We start from the raw sequence: 24,582 nt of genomic DNA, 5'->3' as shown, positions 1-24,582 counted from the left end.
GCGTCGCGCCTCCCTCCCTTTCCCAAAGGGAACAGGGAATTACCGCCGCTCGAATGCCCGCATGCCGCTCAGCCGGTTGGCGCTGAGTTCGATCGTCGAGCCGCTCAGATCGGCGACGAACGCGGGGTTGGGCGGCGCGCCGGGGGCCATGCTGGCGATATTGTCCTCGATGCGCAGCCCCGACGAGGGATAGGTCCGCCCCTCGGCGGCGATCACGATCAGCCCCGAATGATTGTCCTTGCTGCGTCCCTGCACGAAGGTGTTGCGCGCGATCAGCCCGGTGCCGCCCTCGGACAGGTCGATCATGTAGTTGGTCTTCTTGCCGGCGCTGTCGTCGAAGCTCGAATCGGTGATGTTGACCCGGCGCGCGCGCAGCTTGACGTAATGGCCGCCGGTACCGCGCTCGAAGCGCGAGCGGGTGATCGAGACGTCGCCATCGACCGCGAGATAGATGGCGTGGCTGCAATTCTCGGTCTCGCACTGGCCGAGCCCGGCAAAGGTCGAGCGATCGATGCTGACCTTCCGCACTGTCTCGTGCCCGCCGCCGAGAATACCCTCCTGGCTGTCGAGGAACATCGAATTGGTGATGGTCAGGTCGCCCATCTCGTGGCGGATGCCGGCGCCGTTGCCGTCGGACACCGCATAGCCGCGGAAGATGATGCCATCGATCGACGAGCCGCGCCCGCGCAGCACGAAGCCGGCCTTTTCCTCGCACACCGTCTTCTCGAAGATCACCGTGCCGGGCTGGCGCGCCTTGAAGACGATCTTGCCGCCGGTCTGGACGGTGCACTGGCGATAGGCGCCCGGCGCGATCAGGATCGTCGCATCGTCGTCACGGATCGCGGTCACCGCCGCGTCGATCGTGGCATAGCCTTGCCCGGTCTCGGCGACGACGAACGGTGCGGCGCGCTCCTGCGCGGCGGCAGGGGCGGCGAGGGCGAGAAGCAGGATCGTTGCGCGCATGGCAGGTTTATGCGCGCCGGGGTGGAAAGACCGGGTTAATCGTCGCCTCGTCATCCCCGCGAAAGCGGGGACCCATCTCCCGAACCACCCGCAAATGCACAGGCGCATTCGTTGCGCGCGCACGAGATGGGCCCCCGCTTTCGCGGGGGTGACGTGCCTTTGATTCAGGGCACCACGGTGGTGAACAGATAGACGCCGAGGATCACCAGATGGACCACGCCCTGCAAGATCGTGGTGCGTCCGGTGGCAAGCGACAGCGTCGACACGATCAGCGTGAGGAACAGCAGCACGAGGCTCTTGGGGATGAGCCCGAGCGCGATCGGCATGTCGGCGACCAGCGACAGCGCGGCGACGCCGGGGATGGTGAGCCCGATCGTGGCGAGCGCCGAGCCGAGCCCGAGATTCATGCTGGTCTGGAGTCGGTTGGCGAGTGCGGCGCGGACCGCGGCGACGCTCTCGGGGAGCAGCACCAGCGCCGCGATGATCACGCCGACCACCGCCTGCGGCGCGCCGGCGCCGATCACCCATTTCTCGATCGGATAGGCGAGCGCCTTGGCGAGCAGCACCACCCCGCCGAGACAGGCGAGCAGCAGCCCGAGCGAGGCGAGGGCGCGGCGGTTGGACGGCGGATCGGCGTGGGTGTCGGGGTCGAACGAGACAGCGCGCGGCGGGAGGAAATAGTCGCGGTGACGGACGGTCTGGACCATTACGAAAGTCGCGTAGAGCAAGAACGACACCACCGCGACGAAGCCGAGCTGCGCCGGCGAATAGGCCGGGCCGGGCTCGCTCACCGTGAAATTGGGCAGGACCAGCGTGAGCACGGTCAGCGCGCAGAGCGCGGCGAGCGAGGCGCTTACGCCGCTCTGCTGGAAGCTCTGCTCGCGATGCTTGATCGCCCCGACGAGGATGCACACGCCGAGCAGGCCGTTGAGGATCAGCATCACCGCCGCGAACACGGTGTCGCGCGCCAGCGTCGCCGCGCCCGCGCTGGCCGCGCGCATCAGGGTGATGATCAGCCCGAGCTCGATCACGGTGACCGCGACGGCGAGCAGGAAGGTGCCGAAAGGCTCGCCGACGCGGTGCGCCACCACCTCTGCATGATGCACCGCGGCGAGCACCGTCGCGATGAGCACGACGCCGAGCAGGAGCGGGGGAATCGTGATGCCCGCGCCGGCGAGGAGCAGCAGCCACGCCGCGGCGGGCACGGCCCAGACCCAATGCTGCACGATTCGCGTCATCGCCATGGTCTACGCTCCCTCCCCGGCGAGGCTCCGCGTCGCGGTGCGGGCGGACGATGGTCTCGCGTGCCGGTCAGCGCTTGAGCATCCGGATGATCCCCGAAAAGTCCAGCGTCGCGCCCTCGCCATTGGCGAAACGGGTGTAGAGCTCCTCGGCACGCGCCGCCATCGGAGTCTGCGCGCCGACGCTCGCCGCGGCCTCGAGCGCGAGCTTGAGGTCCTTGAGCATCAGCGCCGCGGCGAACCCGCCCTGATAGTCGCGATCGGCCGGGGTCTCGGGGCCGACGCCCGGGACCGGGCAATAGCTGGTGATCGACCAGCTCTGGCCCGAGCTGACCGAGGCGATGTCGAACAGCTTCTGGAGATCGAGCCCCAGCTTCTCGGCGAGCGCGAAGCTCTCGCAGGTGGCGACCATCGTCGCGCCGAGCATCATGTTGTTGCAAATCTTGGCGGCCTGACCCGCGCCGCCGGCGCCGGCATGGATCACCGCCTTGCCCATGTCCGACAGGAACGGCTCGGCGCGGCTGAACGCCGCCTCGCTGCCGCCGACCATGAAGGTGAGCGCTCCCGCATTGGCCGCGGCGATCCCGCCCGAGACCGGCGCGTCGACCGCGGCGAGGCCATGCGCGGCGGCGGCATCGGCCACGCGGCGCGCGGTGGCGACGTCGATCGTCGAGCAGTCGATCAGGATCGCGCCGGCATCGGCATGCGGGAGGATATTGTCGGTATAGACCGCTTCGACATGGCGCCCCGCGGGCAGCATGGTGATCACCGCCTCGGCGCCCTCGATCGCGGCATTGGCGCTCTCGGCGGGGAGGCAGCCTGCCTTCTTTGCCCGGTCGAGCGCCTCGGCGGAGAGATCGAAAGCGCGGACGTCATGGCCGTGCTTCGCGAGGTTGGCGGCCATGCCGCCGCCCATATTGCCCAGCCCGATGAATGCGATGCGTGCCATGTGACCCTCTTCCCAAATCCGCCGTCCCGGCGAAAGCCGGGTTCCAGAGCCGCATGCGTTGTGCTTCGCGGCTCCGGCCCCCGGCCTGCGCCGGGGTGACGATAATAGCTACTTCCCCGACCAGTTCCCCGGCCGCTTCTCGACGAATGCGGCCATGCCTTCCTTCTGATCGGCGGTGCCGAACAGCGCGTGGAACAGCCGGCGCTCGAATTGTACGCCCTGCGCGAGCGTCGTCTCATAGGCGGCGTTGACCATCTCCTTGTTGGCCAGCACCGCGAGCGGGGCCATCGATGCGATCGTCGCAGCGGTCTTGACCGCATCCTCGACCAGATCGGCGGCGGGGACGATGCGCGCGACGAGGCCGGCATGCTCGGCCTCGGCGGCGTCGATCATCCGGCCGGTCAGACACATCTCCATCGCCTTGGCCTTGCCGACGGCGCGGGTGAGCCGCTGCGAGCCGCCCATGCCGGGCGAGACCGCGAGCTTGATCTCCGGCTGGCCGAACTTCGCCGAATCCGCCGCTAGGATGAAGTCGCACATCATCGCGAGCTCGCAGCCGCCGCCCAGCGCGTAGCCGGCGACTGCGGCGATGACCGGCTTGCGGGTGCGGGTGAATGCGTCCCAGCCGGCGAAGAAGTCATGGCCGTACATGTCGGCAAAGCCCTGCGCGTGCATCTCCTTGATGTCGGCACCCGCGGCGAAGGCCTTTTCGCTGCCGGTGATCACCGCGCAGCCCTGCGATGCGTCCTTGTCGAACGCGGCCATCGCATCGAGCAGCTCGGACAGCACCTGGCCGTTGAGCGCGTTCAATGCCTGGGGGCGATTGAGGGTGACGAGCGTGACGGCGCCGCGCTGCTCGATGAGGATGGTTTCGTACGCCATTCAGGCCTCCTGATGCACGCGCGCGACATTGGCGAGCAGCGCCGCGAGCTGCGCCGGGGTGGCGTGCTCGTGCGCTTCCCCGATCGAGCTCGGGCTGTTGTCATAGGGGATCGGCTCGTCGAACTGATCGGCTGCGAGATCCCAGAAACGACCGTCGATCCGGTTGTAGAAATGCGTGCCGCCCTTGGTCGCGGTCTTGAAGATGTCGCCACCGAAGAAATGCTGCGTGGCGAGCGCGGTGACCGCGCATTGGTTGCGGCAGGGATTGGCGGAGTCGAACGCGTCGGGGATCGTCTCGGCGCTCCACGCGCGTTTGACGACATGGTAGAAATCGGCGGGCGAGGAAAAGGTCATCGGGGTTCCCATTGCTCGTCATCGGCCAGCGGCGCGAAGATCTGGTCGATGACATGATCGCTGACGCCCTCGGCTGTCGAGGGGTTCCAGCGCGGCGCATTGTCCTTGTCGATGATCACCGCGCGGACGCCCTCGGCGAAGTCGGGGCGCTGGACGACGCGGCTGGCAACCGCGAATTCCTGCCGCATCTCGTCTTCGAAACTCGGCATGTGCCGGCCCTGCCGGACGAGATGGAGCGAGACCTTCATCGCCTGCGGGGATTTGGTGGCGAGGATCGCCAGCTGCTCCTTCGCCCACAGGCCCGGATCGGCGGCGAGCGCAGCGAGGATATCCTCGAGCGTGTCGCCGGCGAAGAGCCGGTCGATCTCGGCGCGGTGTTCGAGGATCGTCGTCTCGCCCGGCGCGGCGGACAGGGCGTCGAGCGCCGTGGCGATCGCCTGCGGATCGGCGGCGATCGCGGCCTTGGCCTGCTCCAGCCCGTCGGCGGGGAGGAAATGAGTGGCGAGGCCGAGCGCGAGGCAATCCGCGCCGTTCAGCCGTGCGCCGGTGAGCGCGATATATTCGCCGAGATGGCCGGGCAGGCGCGAGAGATACCAGCCGCCGCCGACATCGGGGAACAGGCCGATCCCGGTCTCGGGCATCGCAAATCGGGTGTTCTCGGTCGCGATCCGGAACTTCGCCGGCTGCGAGATGCCGACGCCGCCGCCCATGGTGATCCCGTCCATGAACGCGACGATCGGCTTGGCATAGGTGAACAGCGCATGGTTGAGCTGATATTCGGCGCGGAAGAAATCGCGCGCCGAGGCGCCATCGCCGGCGCCGCTTTCCGCGATCATCCGGATATCGCCGCCTGCGCAGAAGCCGCGGCCCTCGGCATGGTCGATCAGCACTGCTTCGATCGCGGTATCGGCGCGCCACGCAGTCAGCGCGTCAAGCATCGCGGCGCACATGCCGGTGTCGAGCGCGTGGATCGCCTTTGGCCGGTTGAGCCGGATGCGGCCGACCCGGCCTTCGGTGAAGGTGAGGACGTCGGTCATTGAAAGTTCTCATGCGACGCCGCGAAGGCGTGAAGAAGAAAAAAGCGGTTCACGCGGAGGCGCGGAGACGCGGAGGATGCAGGCGTTCCGGCGGCGTCAGCCGCCTCTCCCATTTCCCGATACCTGGCGCGCGCGATGGGATGAGGGTCGCTGAAGCGGCGATTCCCAATCTCCGCGTCTCCGCGCCTCCGCGTGAACAAACTTCTCTTCGTGCCTTTGCGGCTTCGCGTGAACAGGAGACTCATTGCCGCGTCAGCTCCCGTCCGACGATCATCCGCATCACCTGGTTGGTCCCTTCGAGGATCGAATGGACGCGCAGGTCGCGCCAGAAGCGCTCGATCGGATAGTCCATCAGATAGCCGTAGCCGCCATGCAGCTGGAGCGCGCGATCGACCACCGACGAGCCGGTGTCGGTGGCGAGGCGCTTGGCCATCGCGGCGAATTTGGTCTTGTCGGGCGCGCCAGCGGTGACCTTGGCGGCGGCGAGATAGAGCAATGCGCGGGCGGCCTCCAGTTCGGTCGCCATGTCGGCGAGGACGAATTGGGTGTTCTGGAAGTCGGCGATCGGCTTGCCGAACTGCTGGCGGTCCTTCGTGTACTTCACCGCCTCGTCGAGGCAGCGCTGCGCGCCGCCCAGCGAGCAGGCGCCGATGTTGAGCCGGCCGCCGTCGAGCCCCATCATCGCGAAGCGGAAGCCTTCGCCTTCGCCGCCGACGCGGTTCTCGACCGGCACGCGGACGTCCTCGAAGGTCACCTGCCGGGTCGGCTGCGAATGCCAGCCGAGCTTGCGTTCGTTGGCGCCGAAGCTGACCCCCGCCATGTCCTTCTCGATCACGAGGCACGAAATGCCCTTGGGGCCTTCCGCGCCGGTGCGGACCATCGTGACGTAAATCTCGTTCTCGCCGGCGCCCGAAATGAACTGCTTGGAGCCGTTGACGACATAATGGTCGCCGTCGAGGATCGCGCGGGTCTTGAGCGCAGCGGCGTCGGAGCCCGAGCTGGGCTCGGTGAGGCAATAGCTGGCGAGGCGGTCCATCGTGATCAGCGAGGGGAGGTATTTGTCCTTGATCGCCTGGCTTCCGAAGGTGTCGATCATCCAGCTCGCCATGTTGTGGATCGAGATGAACGCGCTGGTCGACGGGCAGCCATAGGCCATCGCCTCCATGATCAGCGCCGCCTCGAGCCGGCCGAGCCCGATCCCGCCCGATTCCTCCGAGACATAGATCGAAGCGAAGCCGAGTTCGGCCGCAGCCTTGATCGTGTCGCGCGGGAAGAGGTGCTTCTCGTCCCATTCGGCCGCGTGCGGGGTGATCGCATCGGCAGTGAACTGGCGCGCCATCTCCTGGATCTGGAGCTGCTCGTCGGTGAGGTCGAATTGCGTGGTCATCGGGGCTCCGGGGAGAGGCAGCGGTCGTCGGGACGGCGCGCGCGCAGGCGCTGCGCGACGCCGCGCACGGCCGCTTCGGGGGTGCCGGGGGTGTAGGCGAAGGTGACGTTGAAGCTCGAATGCGGCTCGCTGAGACGCTTGAGCGTGTGATAGGCGACCCGCGCGTCCTTCGCCTGCGGGGTGGCTTCGAGCACGAAACCGGCATCGTCGAGCAGCGCGCCCTTGGGCAGCGGCTTGTCTCGCGCTGGATAAAAGTCGCCGAACACGCCGATGCGGACGCCGTCGCGGTCGACACCGAAATGGTTGAGCGGGATCCACGGCAGCACTGCCTGCTCGCCGTCGGCAATGTCGAGCGCGAGGCTGGTCGTGCACAGCGTTCGCCGGCCCGGATAGGCCTTGGGCGCGAACCACAGCATCATCGGCACCTCGCGCTCGGGCGTGGCACGCAGCGCCGCGGGGATTTCCGCGCACATCGCCGTGGCGGCATCGCCGGTGGCGATCCGTCGGAGGACCGCGAAATCGGCGTCGCTGCCGTCGAAGCGGTCCGAGGTGATCTCGAGCCGAGAATTGGGGCCGGCCTGATAGACATAGCCGGTCCAGCGCCCCGGCCGGTTGCGCGAGCCGAGCGACCAGCGTTCGAGCGTGCCGAAGCCGGGCACCGCCACCTTGCCGAGCGGCGCGGCGATGTCGCGATAGGCGTCGTCGTCGTACATCCAGCCCTGGATCCCGATCCTGCCTTCGGCGAGGTTCAGGATCTCGCTGCTGCCGACGGACTCATAGCCTTCGCCGGCCCGGACGTCGGCGGCGAGCGCGCCCGCGCACATGCGGACCGGGCCGTAATAATAGTGCGGGAAGATCGGCGGCGGCGGGATCGACGCGGTCTGCAGCAGCGCGAGGGCGATCGCGATGCTCATGGCGCTGGCGCCTCGTGCAGCACCCGCTCGGCGAAGAGCGCATTGGCGAGCTTGATGTCGTTGCGTTCGTACCAGCGCGGCGCCGGCAGGCCCTTCTCCCAGGCGAGCAGCTCGGTGAGCGTGCCGTTGGCGCTCGGCACGTCGGGCGCGGCGGTGCGGAGCGGATCGGCATAGGCGACATCCGCCGTCACGATCTCCCAGCCATCGGCGCGGAGCGCCTTGACCAGATCGGCGATGTAGAGCGCGGCGATATCGGTCTCGTGGAGCAGCATCACGTGCGGCGGCGAGCGGCCGATCGTCCTGACCATCAGCGCGTCGGCGAAGTCGGCTGCCTCGACATGCGTCTCGACATAGAGATCGCGCAGTGCCGCCATGTCGATCGTCTTGCCGGCCTTTTCCGCGTCGATCGCGAGCTGCTCCATGTTCCAGTCCGAGCCTTCGGCAGTGACATAGCCGTTGGTCAGACCACGCGCGGCCAGCCCGGCGCGGACTGCATCGCGCCTGGCCTTGTCCTTGCCGCCCTCGTCGAGGAACGGATAGCGGAACCATGGGCGGCGGCCGGGCCGCGGCGCGAGCCACGTCTCGGCCTTGTCGATATCGGCGAGGTAGTCGGCGGCGCTCAGCTGGTTGAGATGCAGGTGGCTGAAGCCGTGATCGGCGATGACGTGCCCGGCGCGGACATAGCCATCTACCAGCGCCGCATCGGCCGGGCTCGCCACCTTGCCCGGATTGACGAAGAACGCCGCCTGCCGGACCCGCGCCTTCTTCAGCCCCGCGATCAGCCTTTTGGCGCGCTCCTCCTTGCTGAAGAAGGCGCCGACGCCGCGCGGCGTATCGTCGAAGGTGAGCGCGATGCGCTTCTGCGCGTTCGCCGCGGGGGCGAAGGCGAGCAGCAGAAGCGCGGCGAGCGTGGCGAGGCTGCGGATCATGCGCAACGTTGATAGCGCAGCGGGTTCGGCATTGCATCGTCACCCAACTCGCGGCGGATCAGCGTCTTGCCGCTCTCGTGCATGTCGAGCACCATCCGCCGCGTCCATTGCTGGCCTTCTCCGGTCATCGCGAAGTCGGCGACGATCCGGGTGGGCTCGCGCGAGACGACGTTGCCGAGCGTGCCGACCGATTCGTAGAAGCGCAGCGTATCGCCGCTGATCGTCAGCAGCCCCTTGTTGTCGCCTTTGGTCGAGGTGCAGTCGGCGGGGACGAGGCCCCAGCGACCCTGCAGCGCGGCCGGGATGCCGGTGCCGCTATCGGCCGCGGACGAGGCGGTGCTGGGCGTGTCCGCCGGAGTTGCGGGCGGCGCGGGCAGCGTGACCGCGCCATTTTCCGGCACGGCGACGGTGTCGTTGGCCGGGGTCCGCTCACCGCCGCCACCACAGGCGGCGAGCGACAGCAGCGCGGCGATCATCACGGTGTTGCGCATGGTTCGTCCCCTCGATCGTTTCGGTCGCGAGCCCAACGCCGCCGGGCGCCGGGTCGATCCTCGGTTCAACCCATTGTGGGGATGATGAACGCGTCCTGGATGCGCGAGGGCCCGCCGTCCTCGCTGCCGCGCGGAAGGTCGGCCGAGCCGTCGGGCCAGCGCTGGGTGATCGTCTTGACCTTGGTCCAGAAGCGCACGCCCTCCATGCCATGCTGGTTGACGTCGCCGAACGCGCTGCGCTTCCAGCCGCCGAAGCTGTGATAGGCGACCGGCACCGGGATCGGCACGTTGATCCCGACCATCCCGACATTCACGCGCGCGGCGAATTCGCGCGCGGCATGGCCGTTGCGGGTGAAGATCGCGACGCCGTTGCCATATTGGTGGTCGCTCGGCAGGCGGACCGCGGTCTCGAAATCGGGCGCGCGGACGATCTGCAGGACCGGGCCGAAAATCTCTTCCTTGTACGATTCCATGTCCGGGGTGACCCGGTCGAACAGGCTCGGCCCGATGAAGAAGCCCTTCTCATGCCCTTGCAGCGAGAAGCCGCGGCCGTCGACCACCAGCTCGGCGCCTTCGTCGACTCCGGTCTGGATCCAGTTCTCGACGCGCGCCTTGTGCGCGGCGTTCACCACCGGGCCGTAATGCGCGTCATTGTCGGTCGAGACGCCGACGCGGAGCTTCTCGATCGCGGGGATCAGTTTGGCGCGCAGCGCGTCGGCGGTCTTGTCGCCGACGGGGACGACCACCGGCAGCGCCATGCAGCGCTCGCCCGCGCTGCCGAACGCCGCGCCCGAGAGATCGGCGACGACCTGGTCGAGATCGGCATCGGGCATGACGATGCCGTGATTCTTGGCGCCGCCCATCGCTTGGACGCGCTTCCCGGCCGCGACGCCGCGGCGATAGACATAATGCGCGATGTCGGACGAGCCGACGAAGCTCACCGCCGAGATCGCCGGGTGATCGAGGATCGCGTCGACCATCTCCTTGTCGCCATGGACTACCTGGAGGATGCCCTCGGGCAACCCGGCCTCGCGCATCAGCTCGGCGAGGCGGACGGGGACCGAAGGATCGCGCTCGCTGGGCTTGAGGATGAAGGCGTTGCCGCAGGCGATCGCGACGCCGAACATCCACATCGGGATCATCGCCGGGAAGTTGAACGGCGTGATGCCCGCGCCGATGCCCAGCGGCTGACGCATCGAATAGACGTCGATGCCGGGGCCGGCGCCCTGGGTGTACTCGCCCTTGAGCGCATGGGGGATGCCGCAGGCGAACTCGATCACCTCGAGCCCGCGCTGGATGTCGCCCTTCGAATCGGCGATGACCTTGCCGTGCTCGGACGAGAGCGTGTGGGCGAGCGACTCCATGTTCGCCTCGACCAGCTCCTTGAACCTGAACATCACACGGGCGCGGCGCTGCGGGTTGGTCGCGGCCCAGCCGGGCTGCGCGGCCTGCGCGGCGGCGATCGCGCGATCGAGATCGGCCTGGCTGCCGAGCGGCACGCGGGCCTGGACCTCGCCGCTATTGGGATCGAAGACGTCGCTCTCGCGCGCGGCGGCGCCGCCGGCGGAACCCGCGATGAAATGGTCGATGATGCGCATAAAACTCTCCTGCGGCGGACTCTGCGGCCCGACTCGTCGTGTAATTTTATTGCGCAATGGCACAGTGAGGTTCGGCTGTCAGCCCCAACCATATCCCGTCATCCCTGACTTGTTCCGGGATCCACGGAGCCGCGAAGGATACCACCTCTGGCGCAGTCGACCCCGGGACAAGTCCGGGGTGACGAGGGAGAAATGGCAGCCTTCAGGCCTTCGTTCGTCCGATCGGCACCGGGAGCAGCCGGCCCTGCTCGTCGGGGACGATCATCACCTCGACTCCGAACGCCTCGCGCAGCGGCTGGTGCGTCAGTGCTTCGGCGGCAGGGCCGAAGGCAACGACCTCGCCCGCCTTGAGCAGCAGGACATCATCGGCGGCGCGCGCGGCCTGGATCAGATCGTGGAGAACGATCACCACGCCCATGCCGCTCGCGGCGAGCGCGCGGAGCTGGTCGAGCAGGGCCAGCTGGTGCACCGGATCGAGGCTGGCGAGCGGCTCGTCGGCGAGCAGCCATCGCGGTTCGCCGGCAAGCACCCGCGCGAGCAGCACCCGGGCGCGCTCGCCGCCGGAGAGCGCGTCGGTGGCGCGCGCGGCGAGCGGGAAAGTGTCGGTCGCGGCGAGCGCCGCCCCGATCGCCATCGCATCGGCTTCGGACTCGCCGGCGAACGGGGAACGGTGCGGTAGCCGGCCGAGCGCGACGAGGTCGCGCACGCGGACGTTCCAGTGCACCGTCGCGTCCTGCGGCAGATAGCCGATCAGCCGGGCGCGCTCGCGCGGCTCGATCCGGGCGATATGGCGGCCGTCGATGCGGACATGGCCGGCATCGGCATCGAGCAGCCCGGCGAGCGTGCGGACCAGCGTCGACTTGCCCGAGCCGTTGGGGCCGAGGATCGCCGTCACCCGGCCCGGGCGGAAGGCGGCGGCGACGCCGCGCAGCACCTGGCGGTTGCCGAGGCTGACGGCGAGATCGCTGACGCTCAGTTCCATGGCGACCGCCGCATCTTAAGGAGGAGCAGGAAGAAGAACGGCGTCCCGAGCACCGCCATCGCGACGCCGAGCCGGATCTCCGACGCCCCAGGCGCCAGCCGGACGAGGCTATCGGCGGCGAGCACCAGCGCCGCGCCGCCGAGCGCGCCCGGAATCAGTAGCGCCGAGGGCCTGGCGCCGGTGAGCGGGCGCAGCAGATGCGGGACGATCAGCCCGACGAAACCGACTACGCCCGTCACCGCGACGCTGGCGCCGACGGCGAGCCCGGCGCCGAGCACGATCAACAGCTGGGTGCGTCGCAGCCGCACGCCGAGCGAGCGCGCCGCATCCTCGCCGAGGGTGAGCGCGTCGAGCGCGCGGCCGGTGAGGAGCAGCAGCGCCGATCCGGCGGCGATGAAGGGCAACGCCAGCCGCGCCTCGGCGAAGCTGCGATCGGTCAGCGCGCCCATGATCCAGTCGATGATCTCGGCGGTGGCGAAGGGGTTCGGCGCGATCGAGATCAGGAAGGCGGTGAGCGCGCCGCCGAGGCTGGCGAGCACGGTGCCGGCGAGGATGAAGGCGGCCTGGCTGTCGGCGCGCCATGCGAGGCCGGCGAGCAGCAGCATCGATCCGCAGGCGGCGAGCATCGCCGCGGCGAAGATGGTCAGCGGCGCGCTCGCGGCGAAGACGACGATCGCGGCGACCGCGCCGAGCGCCGCCGAGGAGGAGACGCCGACCACCGCCGGATCGGCGAGCGGATTGCGCAGATAGCCCTGCAGCACCGCGCCGGTGAGCCCGAGCCCGCCACCGATCGCCAGCCCGAGCAGCGCGCGCGGCAGGCGCAGTTCGGCGATGATCCACCAGCGCGGATCGCTCGAGAACCACACGGTGGGCGGCACCCAGACCTTGCCCGCCATCAGCGACCCCGCGAAGAGCAGCGCGACGAGCAGCGACAGCAGGATGAGGAGGAGGGGGCGGTTCATGGCGTCACCTCGCGGCGGATTTCTGCCAACCGCGTCATCGCGCGGGCGATAGCGGGGCCACCGCAATTGACGAGGCTGCGGTCGTAACGTGCCTGATGGACGCTGGCGCCCGAGCGGGCGAGCGCCCAGCCGCGCATCGCGGCGGCGCGCGAATCGGCGTCGCGGCCGGCGCGATCGGGAACGAGCATCACCCGCGGTGGATCGGCGACGACATGCTCGATCGGCAGATAGCCGGTGCCGCGCAGCCCATAATGCGCAGCGTGATCGCTGAAGCCGGCCTTGATCATCATCTCGTCGAGCAGGGTGTTGGCGCCGTTGACGGTGTTGCCGCCGATCCACAGCAAGGCGGGGACCGGCGGGCGATCGGTGCGCGCGGCGGCGACCGCGGCGTCGATCCGCGCGATCATCGCCTCGCCCGCCGGGACCGCGTCGACTGCGGCGGCGAGCTCGCGCACCTGGGCCTTGCTCTGGTCGATCGTGTTGGCCCAGCCGAGGTACAGTGCCTTCACCCCGGCACGCGCGAACGCCTCGCGCGTCGAGGCCGATGTGAAGCTGTCGGCGATGACGATGTCGGGGCGCAGCGCGATGATTTCTTCCGCGGTGCCGTGATTGATGGGGAAGCGGCGCGCGACCTCGGGAGCGATCGACGAGGTCGCGGGATCGCGCGAATATTTGCTGATAGCGGCGATGCGGCCGGGCGGAACCAGCTCGACCAGCATCGCGTCGGCGCACGGATTGAGCGAGACGATCCCCCCGCCGCGCGCCGAAGGTTGCGCCGCGCATCCCGCCGCGAGCAGGCAGAGAAGCGCGGCGCGTTTCATCAGTTCAGCTTCAGCCGCACGCCGGCATAGGCGGCGCGGCCATAGGTGCCATAGCCCGAGACGACTTCGTATTTCTCGTCGGTGACGTTCTCGACCCGGCCATAGAGCGCGAAGCGATCGCCGATCGGCATCTCGGCGCGGATGCTGCCGAGCGCGAAGCCGTCGATCCGGGTGAAATTGCCCGCATCGTTGAAGCTGTCCCCGACGATCGTCACCGTGCCCCCCAGCGAAAGCCCGAACGGCAGGCGGTAATCGGCCGAGACGCTGGCGGTGTCCTGCGGACGGCGCGCCAGCTGGTTGCCTTTGAAGCCTGCCGAACGATTCTCGGCGTCGGTATAGGTGTAGTTGGCGGTGACGGTAAGCGCCTCGACCGGCCTGAGCGCGAGCTCGATCTCGACGCCCTCGGCGCGGGTGTGCGCGATATTCGCGTAGGTGAAGCTCATCAGGTCGAAATCGATCTGGTTGCGGGTGTCGCGGTGGAACCACGTCACGCCCAGCTTGGCGGCGCCATCCAGCGCGCTCTGCTCGATGCCGGCTTCCCAGCTCTTCGCGGTCTCGGGCCGGAGCGTGTCGGTGCCGTAGAAGGGCGCGAACAGCTGGTAGAGCGTCGGCGCCTTGAAGCTTTCGCCATAGCTGGCGCGCAGCAGGGTGGTCGCGAACGGCTTGACCGCGGCGCTGGCACCCCAGGTCGTGTAGCCGCCGAAGCGGCTGTGATCGTCGTTGCGAATGCCGGCGGTCAGCGTCACGCGCTCGATCGGCGTGACGATCGCCTGGCCGTAGAAGCTGGTGATGTCTGCGCGGGTGGTGTCGCTGCCGTCATAGAAGCGCAGATTCTCGCGCTCGGCGCCGAAGGTCACGCGCAGCTGATCGACCAGCCTGGCGTCGCCGCGATATTCGTAGCGCTCGCTGCGGCCGCGATAGAGATAATGCGGGGTGAAGGCGCCGGGTGCGGGATCATAGCCGTCGCGGTTGATGTCGGCGATCGTGAAGGCGACGCGGTTCGCCAGCGGGCCGAAGTTCGCGAACAGCCCGGCATAGCCGTAGAGTTCCTGCGCGGTGGTATATTCGTCGGTGTCGGCGAAGCTGTAGGTCGGGGCGGGGAAGCCGTCGATCTCGAGCCGCGAATTGGCGTAATAGCCGCGCAGGTCGACGCCGAAGCCCGGCGCGAACTCGGCGCGGAGGCGCCCGCTGGCATTATATTGGCGATAGCCGTCGGCCTCGGTGCCGACCGCCGCCTGCGAAATGCCGTCGGTCCGGAAATAGCCGCCGGTCAGCGCGCCCTGGAGCGTGTCGTTGCCCGCCGCGACCGCGGCATTGGCCGAGATCTGGTCGGCATAGCCATATTCGGCATTGGCGCGCGCTTCGATGCCGTCGACCGGCCGCTGGGTCACGACATTGACCACGCCGCCCAGCGCCTGGCTGCCCCAGATCACCGAATTGGGGCCGCGCAGGATCTCGACCCGCTCGACCGAGCTGCTCAGCAGATTGCCGAAATCGAACGCGCCGGCGGGAGCCGAGGGATCGTTGGTGCGGACGCCGTCGATCAGGACGAGCGTCTGCGCGTCCTCGGCGCCGCGGATGCGTACGGCGGTCACGCCGCCGGGGCCGCCGTTGCGGGTCGAGGTGACCCCGGGGGTGGTGGCGAGCAGATCGGACAGCGAGACGGTCTGGCGCGTCTCGATCGTCGCACGATCGAGCACAGTGATCGAGCGGCCGGTGGTCTCGGCCTCCTGCTCGACACCCGATGCGACGACGACGATCTGGTCGTCCTCGGACTGGGCATGCGCCACGGCCGGCAGCAGCGCGGCAGAGGCAAAGAGAAACAGCTTCAGCTTGGTCACGGCAAAGACACCTTCGTCTGGGGTCGTCTTGCCGGAATTGGCGCGGCGACCCGGTTAAACGGTGTCGCTCACGCGAGGGTAGCCCCTCGTTCGCCCGGTGCACCCCGCCCGCGCAAAGGAATCGACTGCGACTGGCAGGTCTCCTGGCTCCCGGGTCTTCACATGCGCGCCGCCTTCCCGGATGTGCTCCAGTGGCATGATGGCGCGAACGCTCGCCGGTTACAGTTGCGGGGGCAGCCTCGGGTTCGAACCGAGTTCCCATTTTCATCCCCTTGCGGGGACACCCGTCACGGCGGCGCCTCTACGCGCGACATGCATTCGCTGCAACTGCGAAAAAATTTCGATTGTCACGCAGGTGTAACCAACGGTGAAGCTCGCCTTTACCACCGAGCCCTAGGCACGGGCGCCATGAAGGTCGCAACTTCCTCGCTCCAGCCGGCACCGAATCCGGGCTGGCTCACCGCCGCCGAGGCGGATCCGCCGTGGCTCCTGCTCGACGATTCGCTGTTCAAGGCGATCGATCTGTTCAACTCGGACACCGATGTGCGGCTGATGCCGGTGGTCGACGAAGCGCGACGCCCGGTCGGCGCGATCTTCGAGAAGGACGTGCGGCGGCTGCTGCTCAATCCGTTCGGCCATGCGCTGCTGCGCAATCCCTATTTCGGGCACGGCGTGGTGCGCCATGTCCGCACCTGCCCGGTGGCCGAGATCAGCGCGGACATCGGCGCGCTGATCCACGCCTATCGCAGCGCGAACGGCAGCGAGGGTATGATCCTCACGCGTGCGGGCAAGCTCGCCGGGGTGATCGGGAATCGCCGGCTGCTCCATCTCGCCGCCGAGTATGAGCGCAGCAACGCCGCCAGCCGGGTGGCGCGGGCCGAGCGGATCGAGCGCGCCAGCGAACGGTTCGAAGGCGAGGTCGCCGCGCTCGCCCGGGCGCTGGGCAGTCTCTCCGCCGAGCTCCAGCACAGCGCCGCGTCGAGCGCCGACCGCGCCGCCGAAGTCGGCAATCGCGCGGTCGCGGTCGCCTCGGCCGCCTCGCAGACGAGCGACAATATGCGCGAGATCGCGGCGCGCGGCCGCGAGCTGGCGACGGCGCTGACCTGTGTCGAGCGCAATACCGAAGCGGCCGAGGCGGCGGCGGGCAAGGTCTCCGCGCTGGTCCGTCTCGGCAGCGTGCGGACCCGCGAGCTCCACCGCACCGCGCAGACGATCGATTCGGTGATCGCGCTGATCAGCGACATCGCCGGCCAGGTGAATCTGCTCGCGCTCAACGCGACGATCGAGGCGGCGCGCGCCGGCGAGGCGGGGAGGGGGTTCACCGTGGTCGCCAACGAAGTGAAGCAGCTGTCGAGCCAGACCGGCGTCGCCGCGGGGCGGATCGCCGCGCATGTCGCCGACATCCGCCGCGGCATCGACGAGGTCACCGCGGGCCATGCGCAAGTCGAGGAGGCGATCGCGGCGATGGTCGATCTCGCCGGCGGGGTGCAGGCGGCGGTGGTGGCGCAGGAAACGGCCACGCACACCATCGCGCGCAATGTCGAGGAGGCGGTCGGCGCGAGCACGGCGATCCGCCACGAGGTCGAGGCGATCGGCGAGACTTCGGGCGTCGCCTCGACGAGCGCGAACGGGATGCGCGGCGTCGCGGCCAAGCTTCAGCAGGGTGCAGCCGCGCTGTCGCACGAACTGCAGGGCTTCCTCGCCGAGCTCCGCGCCGCCTGAAAATTCCGGCGCATTCTCATTGGGAAAGCGGAACGGCGGCAATCGGGCGGCGTTGAGCCACCCCGAGGAGGACGCCTGCATGAAGACGCATTATCTGATCCTTGGGCTCGCCCCGGCGCTGGCGCTCGCCGCGTGCGGCGGCAACGATAGCGCGACCAACACCGCGACGACCGACAACATGGCCGGGATGGACATGTCGGGCGACGGCAATGCTGCCGACAATGCCGCGCTCGTCGCCGCCTCGCCCGGCCAGGCCTTCGCCGACATAGTCGGCGCCAGCGACTATTACGAAGTCGAGGCCGGCAAGCTGGCGCAGGAAAAGGCGCAGGACCAGAAGCTCAAGGACTACGGCAAGCTGATGGTCGAGCATCACACCGCCTCGACCGACAAGCTCAAGGCCGCCGGCGCCAAGGCCAGCCCGGCGATCACCCCCAATCCGGCGCTCAGCGTCGAGCAGGAGGCCAATCTCGAGGCGCTCCGCAAGGCCGATGGCGCGGCGTTCGACACCGCCTACAAGACCCAGCAGGTCGCCGCGCACGAAAAGGCGCTGGCGGCGGTCAAGGATTATGCCGCCACCGGCGACGTCGCCGAGCTCAAGGCTTTCGCCAACGAGGCCGAGAAGGTGGTCGAGGCGCATCTGACCAGGATCAAGGGCCTGTAAGGCGTCTCCCGCCCTCTCTCCGCTTGCGGGGAGAGGGCAGCGAGATGGATCAGGCCGCCTGTTCCTGCGTGGGCACCGCGTGCAGCCCTGCTGCCGCGGGCTCGGCGGTGCGCTTGAGTCGGCCGTCGACATGGCCGCCATTCTCGATCGTGATGTCGGCATATTCGACATCGCCGATGATCTTCGCCGAACGCTCGACGGTGAGGTGCCGCACGCGCACGCTGCCTTCGATCGTGCCGGCGATTCGCGCGGTGTCGGCTGTGACGCCCCCGACGATGCGGCTCTCCGATCCCTGGACGAGATTGCCGCAATGGACGTCGCCCTCGATGTTGCCGTCGATATGGAGGTCGGCGGTCGCGCGGACGTCGCCGGTCACCGCCATGTCGGGACCGATCACCGAGAACATGCCGCGCCCGCGGCTGCCCGCCTGGCCCGATGCCGAAGGACGTTCGTCGCGACTCTTGTTGCTGCTGAACACTAGCTCACTCCCCCAGCGCGGGACTCGACGTCCGCGCGGGGTTGCGTAGCATAGCGCGGCGGGTCCCGAGACTCGAAAACAGGGCTAACGGGGCGTTTCGTCGCAGGCCGTGGCGGTGCCGGAGAATCGGGGCGCGGGGGCGTCGCGCCGAGGCCCTCGCCAGCGCCGAGGCCGTGCCGCGCCGGCCGCGCCTGCGAGAGGGCGGCCCCATTGACCGTTCTCGCCTGCGTCGCTATAGGCGCCCCCGTTCCGCGAGAGGCCTCACGGCCGCAAAGCCTTGCGGAACAAAGAGCTGAACGTTGCTGGAGACGCAATGGCCCGGGGGGTCAAGGACACCCGGGGCCTTTTCGTATTCTCTGGAGTCTGGGCTCCCGCAAAGTAACCGCCGGATCATCCGGTAACACAAAGGTGAAGGGCTTCATGCCGACGATCAACCAGCTGGTCCGCAAGGGCCGCGAACCGCAGAAGGCCAAGTCGAAGGTCCCTGCGATGGAGCAGAACCCGCAGAAGCGCGGCGTCTGCACCCGTGTTTACACCACGACCCCGAAGAAGCCGAACTCGGCGCTGCGCAAGGTGGCCAAGGTCCGCCTGACGAACCAGCGCGAAGTCATCAGCTACATTCCGGGCGAGGGCCACAACCTGCAGGAGCACTCGGTGGTCCTGATCCGCGGCGGCCGTGTGCGCGACCTTCCGGGCGTGCGCTACCACGTGCTCCGCGGCGTGCTCGACACGCAGGGCGTCAAGGATCGCCGCCAGTCGCGTTCGAAGTACGGCGCCAAGCGTCCGAAGTAACAGCCATAGTAAGCCCCGGACGTGTTCCGGAACCGGCTGAAGTTTTAGAAGGAAGTTCAAGATGGCTCGTCGTCGTCGTCCCGAAAAGCGGGAAATCCTGCCTGATCCCGTCTATGGCGATCAGGTCCTTTCGAAGTTCATGAACTCGGTGATGCTGGACGGCAAGAAGTCCGTCGCCGAGAACATCGTCTACTCGGCGCTCGAAACCGTCGAGCAGCGCGCCAAGAAGGACCCGCTCTCGGTGTTCCACGAAGCGCTCAACAACATCAAGCCGGGCATCGAGGTCCGCAGCCGCCGCGTCGGCGGTGCGACCTATCAGGTTCCGGTCGAGGTGCGCCCCGAGCGCGCCCAGGCGCTTGCGATCCGCTGGCTGATCTCGTCGGCGCGCAATCGCAGCGAGCACACCATGTCGGCCCGCCTCTCGGGCGAGCTGCTCGACGCCTCGAACAACCGCGGCAACGCGGTCAAGAAGCGCGAAGACACCCATCGTATGGCCGAAGCGAACCGCGCCTTCAGCCACTACCGCTGGTAAAAATCGTAACTATATCGTGGGGAGTCGGCACGGCCGGCTCCCCACATCGCTAAGGAAGCAACGATCATGGCCCGCAGCCATCCGCTCGAGCGTTACCGCAATATCGGCATCATGGCGCACATCGACGCCGGCAAGACGACGACGACCGAGCGCATCCTCTATTACACCGGCAAGTCCTACAAGATCGGCGAAGTGCACGAAGGCACCGCGACGATGGACTGGATGGAGCAGGAGCAGGAGCGCGGGATCACGATCACGTCCGCGGCGACCACCTGCAAGTGGCGCGCCGAAGACGGCAAGGGTGAAGAGCACCTGATCAACATCATCGACACCCCCGGCCACGTCGACTTCACGATCGAAGTCGAGCGTTCGCTGCGCGTGCTCGACGGTGCCGTGGCTTGCTTCGACGGCGTTGCCGGCGTCGAGCCGCAGTCGGAGACCGTGTGGCGTCAGGCCGACAAGTACGGCGTGCCGCGCATGTGCTTCGTCAACAAGCTCGATCGCACCGGCGCCGATTTCTATTTCTGCGTCGACTCGATCGTCGAGCGGCTCGGCGCGCGTCCGGCCGTGCTGTATCTGCCGATCGGCATCGAAGGCGGCTTCAAGGGCCTCGTCGACCTCGTCGAGAACCGTGCGATCGTGTGGCTCGAGGAGTCGCTCGGCGCGAAGTTCGAATATCAGGACATCCCTGCGGACCTGGCCGAGAAGGCTGCCAAGTATCGCAGCGATCTGATCGAGATGGCCGTCGAGCAGGACGACGCGCTGATGGAGGCATATCTCGAAGGCAACGAGCCGTCGGTCGCCGACCTCAAGAAGCTGATCCGCAAGGGTACGCTCGCCATGGCTTTCGTGCCGGTGGTGTGCGGCTCGGCGTTCAAGAACAAGGGCGTGCAGCCGCTGCTCGACGCCGTCGTCGACTATCTGCCGAGCCCGCTCGACATTCCCGACGTGCAGGGCGTGAAGCTCGACGGCGAGACCGCAGACTCGCGTCCGCCGGAGGACAATGCGCCCTTCTCGGCGCTGGCGTTCAAGATCATGAACGACCCGTTCGTCGGCACGCTGACCTTCACCCGCATCTATTCGGGCACGCTGACCAAGGGCAGCTACCTGAACTCGGTGAAGGACAAGAAGGAAAAGATCGGCCGTATGCTCCTCATGCACGCGAACTCGCGTGAGGACATCGACGAAGCGCGCGCCGGCGACATCGTCGCGATCGCGGGCCTCAAGGAGACCACGACCGGCGACACGCTGTGCGACTCGGCGAACCCGATCATTCTCGAGCGGATGGAATTCCCCGAGCCGGTGATCGAGCTGTCGGTGGAGCCGAAGACCAAGGCCGACCAGGAAAAGATGGGCATCGCGCTCAATCGTCTGGCCGCCGAGGATCCCTCGTTCCGCGTTTCGACCGATCACGAATCGGGCCAGACGATCATCAAGGGGATGGGCGAGCTCCACCTCGAGATCCTCGTCGACCGCATGAAGCGCGAGTTCAAGGTCGAGGCGAATGTCGGCGCGCCGCAGGTGGCGTATCGCGAATATCTCGCGAAGAAGGTCGACATCGACTACACCCACAAGAAGCAGTCGGGTGGTTCGGGTCAGTTCGGCCGCGTCAAGGTGACCGTGGTTCCCGGCGAGCGTGGTTCGGGCTACCAGTTCTTCGACGAGATCAAGGGCGGCAACATCCCGCGCGAGTACATCCCGTCGGTCGAGAAGGGTTTCCGCGAGACCGCCGAATCGGGTTCGCTGATCGGCTTCCCGATCATCGACTTCGAGGTCCATCTGACGGACGGCGCGTACCACGACGTCGACTCGTCGGCGCTGGCCTTCGAAATCTGCGCCCGTGGCGCGATGCGTGAAGCGGCCCAGAAGGCCGGCATCAAGCTGCTCGAGCCGATCATGAAGGTCGAGGTCGTCACTCCGGAGGATTATCTGGGCGACGTCATCGGCGACATGAACAGCCGTCGTGGCCAGATCCAGGGCACCGACAGCCGCGGCAACGCGCAGACGGTCGAGGCGATGGTGCCGCTGGCGAACATGTTCGGCTACGTGAACCAGCTCCGCTCGTTCACCCAGGGCCGCGCGCAGTACTCGATGCAGTTCAGCCATTACGACGAAGTGCCGCAGAACGTGGCCGACGAAGTGAAGGCGAAGCTGGCGTAACGCGAAATCAACCGCTATGGGGCCGCCTTCTCGCGAGTCCCCTGGCGGTCCGGGAAATTTGAATCAGAAGGTAGGGAAACAATGGCCAAGGCAAAGTTTGAGCGGAACAAGCCGCACCTCAACATCGGCACCATCGGTCACGTCGACCATGGCAAGACCTCGCTGACCGCAGCGATCACCAAGGTGCTGGCCGAGAACGTCGCGGGCAACGCGGCGGTCGACTTCGCCAACATCGACAAGGCTCCGGAAGAGCGCGAGCGCGGCATCACGATCTCGACCGCGCACGTCGAGTACGAGACCGACAAGCGTCACTATGCGCACGTCGATTGCCCGGGCCACGCCGACTATGTGAAGAACATGATCACCGGCGCCGCGCAGATGGACGGCGCGATCCTCGTGGTCGCCGCCACCGACGGCCCGATGCCGCAGACCAAGGAGCACATCCTGCTCGCGCGTCAGGTCGGCGTGCCGACGATGGTCGTCTTCCTCAACAAGGTCGACCTGGTCGACGACGAGGAGATCCTCGAGCTCGTCGAGATGGAAATCCGCGAAGAGCTCTCGAAGCGTGACTTCGACGGCGACAACATTCCGATCATCCGTGGCTCGGCTACCGCCGCGCTTTCGGGCTCGGACGACAAGCTCGGCAAGGACGCGATCCTCGCGCTCATGGCCGCCGTCGACGAATCGATCCCGCAGCCGGATCGTCCGCTCGACAAGCCGTTCATGATGCCGATCGAAGACGTGTTCTCGATCTCGGGCCGCGGCACCGTGGTGACCGGCCGCGTCGAGACCGGCATCGTCAAGGTTGGCGAGGAAGTCGAGATCGTCGGCATCCAGGAAGCCGTCCGCAAGACCACCGTCACGGGCGTCGAAATGTTCCGCAAGCTGCTCGATCAGGGTGAGGCCGGCGACAACATCGGCGCGCTGATCCGTGGCGTGGGCCGTGAGGAAGTCGAGCGTGGTCAGGTTCTGGCCAAGCCGGGCTCGATCAAGCCGCACACCGACTTCAAGTCGGAAGTGTACGTCCTGTCGAAGGACGAGGGCGGCCGTCACACGCCGTTCTTCGCGAACTATCGTCCGCAGTTCTACTTCCGCACCACCGACGTCACCGGCACGATCGAGCTGCCCGAGGGCACCGAGATGGTGATGCCGGGCGACAACGTCGCGCTGGGCATCAAGCTCATCGCGCCGATCGCCATGGACGTCGGCCAGCGCTTCACGATCCGCGAAGGCGGCCGCACCGTGGGTGCCGGCGTCGTCGCCGAGATCCAGAAGTAAGCTAATCGAGGACAAACAGCCGCCCGGTACCCCAAAAAAGGGGTGCCGGGCGGTTGCCTTTTTATGAGGGGCGCTGTAAGGGCGCGCCTCCGGTTTTGGGTTTAACAGCAAGAGCCTCGAGTACGAGGCCCGCTCTTTCGCATCGGTAGGACCATGGAAACGCAGAATATCCGCATTCGCCTGAAGGCGTTCGACCATCGCGTGCTCGATCAGGCCGCCGGCGACATCGCCGACACCGCCCGACGCACCGGCGCACTCATCCGTGGCCCCATCCCGCTGCCGACTCACATCGACAAGTTCACCGTCAACCGCGGCCCGCACATCGACAAGAAGTCGCGCGAGCAGTTCGAGACGCGCACCTACAAGCGCATGCTCGACATCGTGCAGCCGACCCCGCAGACGGTCGACGCGCTGATGAAGCTGGACCTCGCCGCCGGCGTCGACGTCGAGATCAAGCTGGCCTGAGCCGGCTGAGGCCCTCGCGAAAGCGGGGGCTTTCTCTTTCCGACGCATTCCCGCACGGGATCGCAGGTGAAGGGGTGGACAGGGAAGCGCTGCTAACGTAAAGGCGCGCCTCCACACGAGATTCGCGATTCCCTTCAGGGGATTCGCCAGGTTCCTCCACCGGATCGATCCCGATCCAAAGCAAGGAACCGGAGGGCGCCACGGGCGCACTCATATCGCGATAGGGATACCGCCGGCCTCTTCGGAGAACCGGGCCTGCGTCCCCCGTCTTCCTTCCTTCGGGAAGGGGTCAGCCCGGACGGGGGCTCGCATCGATTTTTGGGCTGAGGCACGCACCCGGGGGAATGGTCCCGCGGGTGCCTCTGTATGGGAGTGAGTGGATCATGCGCACTGGCGTGATCGCGAAGAAGTTGGGGATGACCCGCCTGTTCCAGGACGACGGCCGCCACGTGCCGGTTACCGTCCTGGCGCTCGAAGGCTTGCAGGTCGTTTCCATCCGCGAAAAGGATCGTGACGGCTACACCGCCGTCCAGCTCGGCGCCGGCACGGCGAAGAGCAAGAACGTCGCCAAGCCGCAGCGCGGCCACTTCGGCAAGGCCGAAGTCGAGCCCAAGGCGGTTGTCGCTGAATTCCGCGTCGACGCGGACGGCCTGCTCGAAGTGGGCGCCGAGATTTCGGCCGACCACTATGTCGCCGGCCAGTTCGTCGATATCCAGGGTCGCACCCAGGGCAAGGGCTTCGCGGGCGGCATGAAGCGTTGGGGCTTCGGCGGTCTGCGCGCCACCCACGGCGTCTCGGTCTCGCACCGTTCGCTCGGTTCGACCGGTCAGCGCCAGGATCCGGGCAAGGTCTTCAAGAACAAGAAGATGGCCGGCCACATGGGCGACAAGTATCGCACCCAGCAGAATCTCGAGATCGTCGGCACCGACGTCGAGCGCGGCCTGATCTTCGTCAAGGGCTCGGTCCCTGGCTCGAAGGGCGGCTGGCTGTTCGTCAAGGACAGCGTGAAGGTTGCCCGTCACGCCGACGCGCCGTTCCCGGCCGGCCTCAAGCAGGTCGCCAACAACAATGACACCGCCCCCGCGGAAACCCCGGCTGAAGTGACCGAGGCTCCCGAGGCGACCGAAGGCCAGGAGGGCTGAA

The 24,582-nt window shown here is 67.7% G+C and carries 24 protein-coding genes and 1 riboswitch; of the genes, 8 read left to right on the top strand and 16 right to left on the bottom strand.

Translation table 11 applies throughout. The annotated features are described in order from the left end of the window. Window positions 1-39: 39 nt before the first annotated feature. From E5A74_RS17205 to E5A74_RS17135, 15 genes are all read right to left on the bottom strand, one after another. On the bottom strand, window positions 40-963 hold the full coding sequence (locus tag E5A74_RS17205; RefSeq protein WP_135986861.1) for a right-handed parallel beta-helix repeat-containing protein: 924 nt from the start codon (window positions 961-963) through the stop codon (window positions 40-42). Between the two features lie 164 nt (window positions 964-1,127). Continuing rightward, window positions 1,128-2,207, bottom strand: a complete 1,080-nt coding sequence (locus E5A74_RS17200) for a calcium:cation antiporter (RefSeq protein ID WP_135986860.1) — start codon at window positions 2,205-2,207, stop codon at window positions 1,128-1,130. Window positions 2,208-2,274: 67 nt separating this feature from the next. Beyond that, window positions 2,275-3,153, bottom strand: a complete 879-nt coding sequence (gene mmsB, locus E5A74_RS17195; protein ID WP_135986859.1) for a 3-hydroxyisobutyrate dehydrogenase — start codon at window positions 3,151-3,153, stop codon at window positions 2,275-2,277. A gap of 108 nt (window positions 3,154-3,261) precedes the next feature. After that, window positions 3,262-4,035, bottom strand: a complete 774-nt coding sequence (locus E5A74_RS17190) for an enoyl-CoA hydratase (protein WP_135986858.1) — start codon at window positions 4,033-4,035, stop codon at window positions 3,262-3,264. Beyond that, window positions 4,036-4,389, bottom strand: a complete 354-nt coding sequence (locus tag E5A74_RS17185; protein ID WP_135986857.1) for a YunG family protein — start codon at window positions 4,387-4,389, stop codon at window positions 4,036-4,038. It lies immediately after the preceding gene. After that, window positions 4,386-5,426 carry an enoyl-CoA hydratase/isomerase family protein gene (locus E5A74_RS17180; RefSeq protein WP_135986856.1) on the bottom strand — a complete coding sequence of 347 codons (1,041 nt, stop codon included), beginning with the start codon at window positions 5,424-5,426 and terminating at the stop codon, window positions 4,386-4,388. The genes E5A74_RS17185 and E5A74_RS17180 overlap by 4 nt, the downstream gene beginning before the upstream one ends. Before the next feature lie 241 nt (window positions 5,427-5,667). After that, window positions 5,668-6,813, bottom strand: a complete 1,146-nt coding sequence (locus tag E5A74_RS17175) for an acyl-CoA dehydrogenase family protein (protein WP_135986855.1) — start codon at window positions 6,811-6,813, stop codon at window positions 5,668-5,670. Beyond that, complete coding sequence (locus E5A74_RS17170) at window positions 6,810-7,727, bottom strand: hypothetical protein (protein ID WP_135986854.1); 918 nt, start codon at window positions 7,725-7,727, stop codon at window positions 6,810-6,812. The genes E5A74_RS17175 and E5A74_RS17170 overlap by 4 nt, the downstream gene beginning before the upstream one ends. Then, window positions 7,724-8,656, bottom strand: a complete 933-nt coding sequence (locus E5A74_RS17165; RefSeq protein ID WP_135986853.1) for a polysaccharide deacetylase family protein — start codon at window positions 8,654-8,656, stop codon at window positions 7,724-7,726. The genes E5A74_RS17170 and E5A74_RS17165 overlap by 4 nt, the downstream gene beginning before the upstream one ends. Continuing rightward, window positions 8,653-9,147 carry a hypothetical protein gene (locus E5A74_RS17160; RefSeq protein WP_135986852.1) on the bottom strand — a complete coding sequence of 165 codons (495 nt, stop codon included), beginning with the start codon at window positions 9,145-9,147 and terminating at the stop codon, window positions 8,653-8,655. Before E5A74_RS17160 ends, E5A74_RS17165 begins: the two co-directional genes overlap by 4 nt. Before the next feature lie 65 nt (window positions 9,148-9,212). Beyond that, a complete protein-coding gene (locus E5A74_RS17155) occupies window positions 9,213-10,745 on the bottom strand; it encodes a CoA-acylating methylmalonate-semialdehyde dehydrogenase (RefSeq protein ID WP_135986851.1) in 1,533 nt (510 codons plus the stop codon). A gap of 202 nt (window positions 10,746-10,947) precedes the next feature. Further along, window positions 10,948-11,727, bottom strand: a complete 780-nt coding sequence (locus E5A74_RS17150) for an ABC transporter ATP-binding protein (RefSeq protein WP_135986850.1) — start codon at window positions 11,725-11,727, stop codon at window positions 10,948-10,950. Further along, window positions 11,718-12,689 carry a FecCD family ABC transporter permease gene (locus tag E5A74_RS17145; RefSeq protein ID WP_135986849.1) on the bottom strand — a complete coding sequence of 324 codons (972 nt, stop codon included), beginning with the start codon at window positions 12,687-12,689 and terminating at the stop codon, window positions 11,718-11,720. Before E5A74_RS17145 ends, E5A74_RS17150 begins: the two co-directional genes overlap by 10 nt. Further along, on the bottom strand, window positions 12,686-13,510 hold the full coding sequence (locus tag E5A74_RS17140) for an ABC transporter substrate-binding protein (RefSeq protein WP_135986848.1): 825 nt from the start codon (window positions 13,508-13,510) through the stop codon (window positions 12,686-12,688). Before E5A74_RS17140 ends, E5A74_RS17145 begins: the two co-directional genes overlap by 4 nt. Then, complete coding sequence (locus E5A74_RS17135) at window positions 13,510-15,351, bottom strand: TonB-dependent receptor plug domain-containing protein (RefSeq protein WP_135986847.1); 1,842 nt, start codon at window positions 15,349-15,351, stop codon at window positions 13,510-13,512. Before E5A74_RS17135 ends, E5A74_RS17140 begins: the two co-directional genes overlap by 1 nt. 116 nt (window positions 15,352-15,467) lie before the next feature. Next, window positions 15,468-15,654: riboswitch (cobalamin riboswitch) on the bottom strand. 105 nt (window positions 15,655-15,759) lie between these two features. On the opposite strand from E5A74_RS17135, the gene E5A74_RS17130 reads away from it, so the two are divergent. Together E5A74_RS17130 and E5A74_RS17125 are read left to right on the top strand one after the other, a co-directional pair. Beyond that, complete coding sequence (locus E5A74_RS17130; RefSeq protein WP_166745616.1) at window positions 15,760-17,073, top strand: methyl-accepting chemotaxis protein; 1,314 nt, start codon at window positions 15,760-15,762, stop codon at window positions 17,071-17,073. Between the two features lie 79 nt (window positions 17,074-17,152). Next, a complete protein-coding gene (locus tag E5A74_RS17125; RefSeq protein WP_135986845.1) occupies window positions 17,153-17,734 on the top strand; it encodes a DUF4142 domain-containing protein in 582 nt (193 codons plus the stop codon). A gap of 49 nt (window positions 17,735-17,783) precedes the next feature. Here E5A74_RS17125 and E5A74_RS17120 read toward each other — a convergent pair whose 3' ends face one another. After that, complete coding sequence (locus E5A74_RS17120; protein WP_240699863.1) at window positions 17,784-18,212, bottom strand: bactofilin family protein; 429 nt, start codon at window positions 18,210-18,212, stop codon at window positions 17,784-17,786. Between the two features lie 420 nt (window positions 18,213-18,632). Here E5A74_RS17120 and rpsL point away from each other — a divergent pair, with 420 nt between their 5' ends. The 6 genes from rpsL (at window position 18,633) to rplC (ending at window position 24,581) form a co-directional block, all read left to right on the top strand. Then, window positions 18,633-19,004 (top strand): 30S ribosomal protein S12, encoded by a 372-nt coding sequence (rpsL, locus tag E5A74_RS17115; protein ID WP_029936467.1) that lies wholly within the window; start codon window positions 18,633-18,635, stop codon window positions 19,002-19,004. Between the two features lie 61 nt (window positions 19,005-19,065). Then, a complete protein-coding gene (gene rpsG / locus E5A74_RS17110; protein WP_135986844.1) occupies window positions 19,066-19,536 on the top strand; it encodes a 30S ribosomal protein S7 in 471 nt (156 codons plus the stop codon). A 66-nt stretch (window positions 19,537-19,602) separates the two neighbouring features. Further along, on the top strand, window positions 19,603-21,696 hold the full coding sequence (gene fusA / locus E5A74_RS17105) for an elongation factor G (protein ID WP_135986843.1): 2,094 nt from the start codon (window positions 19,603-19,605) through the stop codon (window positions 21,694-21,696). A gap of 81 nt (window positions 21,697-21,777) precedes the next feature. Next, window positions 21,778-22,974, top strand: coding sequence for an elongation factor Tu (tuf, locus tag E5A74_RS17100; RefSeq protein ID WP_135986842.1), 1,197 nt, complete (start codon window positions 21,778-21,780; stop codon window positions 22,972-22,974). Between the two features lie 153 nt (window positions 22,975-23,127). After that, on the top strand, window positions 23,128-23,439 hold the full coding sequence (rpsJ, locus tag E5A74_RS17095; RefSeq protein ID WP_010545719.1) for a 30S ribosomal protein S10: 312 nt from the start codon (window positions 23,128-23,130) through the stop codon (window positions 23,437-23,439). A gap of 383 nt (window positions 23,440-23,822) precedes the next feature. Then, complete coding sequence (rplC, locus tag E5A74_RS17090; protein WP_135986841.1) at window positions 23,823-24,581, top strand: 50S ribosomal protein L3; 759 nt, start codon at window positions 23,823-23,825, stop codon at window positions 24,579-24,581. Window position 24,582: the final 1 nt, after the last annotated feature.

Origin of the sequence: Sphingomonas naasensis, from assembly GCF_004792695.1 — a bacterium.
Lineage (GTDB): Bacteria > Pseudomonadota > Alphaproteobacteria > Sphingomonadales > Sphingomonadaceae > Sphingomonas > Sphingomonas naasensis.
The sequence above is the reverse complement of the archived record's forward strand: the minus strand, read 5'-3'. Positions and strand labels throughout refer to the sequence as shown.

Excerpts from the sequence above, each read along its gene's own strand:
- rpsG (WP_135986844.1), top strand. The coding sequence starts at position 19,066 with ATGGCTCGTCGTCGTCGTCCCGAAAAGCGGGAAATCCTGCCTGATCCC.
- rpsJ (WP_010545719.1), top strand. The coding sequence starts at position 23,128 with ATGGAAACGCAGAATATCCGCATTCGCCTGAAGGCGTTCGACCATCGC.
- E5A74_RS17170 (WP_135986854.1), bottom strand. The coding sequence starts at position 7,727 with ATGAGCATCGCGATCGCCCTCGCGCTGCTGCAGACCGCGTCGATCCCG.
- E5A74_RS17150 (WP_135986850.1), bottom strand. The coding sequence starts at position 11,727 with ATGGAACTGAGCGTCAGCGATCTCGCCGTCAGCCTCGGCAACCGCCAG.
- E5A74_RS17125 (WP_135986845.1), top strand. The coding sequence starts at position 17,153 with ATGAAGACGCATTATCTGATCCTTGGGCTCGCCCCGGCGCTGGCGCTC.
- E5A74_RS17155 (WP_135986851.1), bottom strand. The coding sequence starts at position 10,745 with ATGCGCATCATCGACCATTTCATCGCGGGTTCCGCCGGCGGCGCCGCC.
- tuf (WP_135986842.1), top strand. The coding sequence starts at position 21,778 with ATGGCCAAGGCAAAGTTTGAGCGGAACAAGCCGCACCTCAACATCGGC.
- E5A74_RS17175 (WP_135986855.1), bottom strand. The coding sequence starts at position 6,813 with ATGACCACGCAATTCGACCTCACCGACGAGCAGCTCCAGATCCAGGAG.
- E5A74_RS17145 (WP_135986849.1), bottom strand. The coding sequence starts at position 12,689 with ATGAACCGCCCCCTCCTCCTCATCCTGCTGTCGCTGCTCGTCGCGCTG.
- E5A74_RS17140 (WP_135986848.1), bottom strand. The coding sequence starts at position 13,510 with ATGAAACGCGCCGCGCTTCTCTGCCTGCTCGCGGCGGGATGCGCGGCG.
- E5A74_RS17130 (WP_166745616.1), top strand. The coding sequence starts at position 15,760 with ATGAAGGTCGCAACTTCCTCGCTCCAGCCGGCACCGAATCCGGGCTGG.
- rpsL (WP_029936467.1), top strand. The coding sequence starts at position 18,633 with ATGCCGACGATCAACCAGCTGGTCCGCAAGGGCCGCGAACCGCAGAAG.
- fusA (WP_135986843.1), top strand. The coding sequence starts at position 19,603 with ATGGCCCGCAGCCATCCGCTCGAGCGTTACCGCAATATCGGCATCATG.
- E5A74_RS17160 (WP_135986852.1), bottom strand. The coding sequence starts at position 9,147 with ATGCGCAACACCGTGATGATCGCCGCGCTGCTGTCGCTCGCCGCCTGT.
- E5A74_RS17190 (WP_135986858.1), bottom strand. The coding sequence starts at position 4,035 with ATGGCGTACGAAACCATCCTCATCGAGCAGCGCGGCGCCGTCACGCTC.
- E5A74_RS17165 (WP_135986853.1), bottom strand. The coding sequence starts at position 8,656 with ATGATCCGCAGCCTCGCCACGCTCGCCGCGCTTCTGCTGCTCGCCTTC.
- rplC (WP_135986841.1), top strand. The coding sequence starts at position 23,823 with ATGCGCACTGGCGTGATCGCGAAGAAGTTGGGGATGACCCGCCTGTTC.
- E5A74_RS17200 (WP_135986860.1), bottom strand. The coding sequence starts at position 2,207 with ATGGCGATGACGCGAATCGTGCAGCATTGGGTCTGGGCCGTGCCCGCC.
- mmsB (WP_135986859.1), bottom strand. The coding sequence starts at position 3,153 with ATGGCACGCATCGCATTCATCGGGCTGGGCAATATGGGCGGCGGCATG.
- E5A74_RS17185 (WP_135986857.1), bottom strand. The coding sequence starts at position 4,389 with ATGACCTTTTCCTCGCCCGCCGATTTCTACCATGTCGTCAAACGCGCG.
- E5A74_RS17205 (WP_135986861.1), bottom strand. The coding sequence starts at position 963 with ATGCGCGCAACGATCCTGCTTCTCGCCCTCGCCGCCCCTGCCGCCGCG.
- E5A74_RS17180 (WP_135986856.1), bottom strand. The coding sequence starts at position 5,426 with ATGACCGACGTCCTCACCTTCACCGAAGGCCGGGTCGGCCGCATCCGG.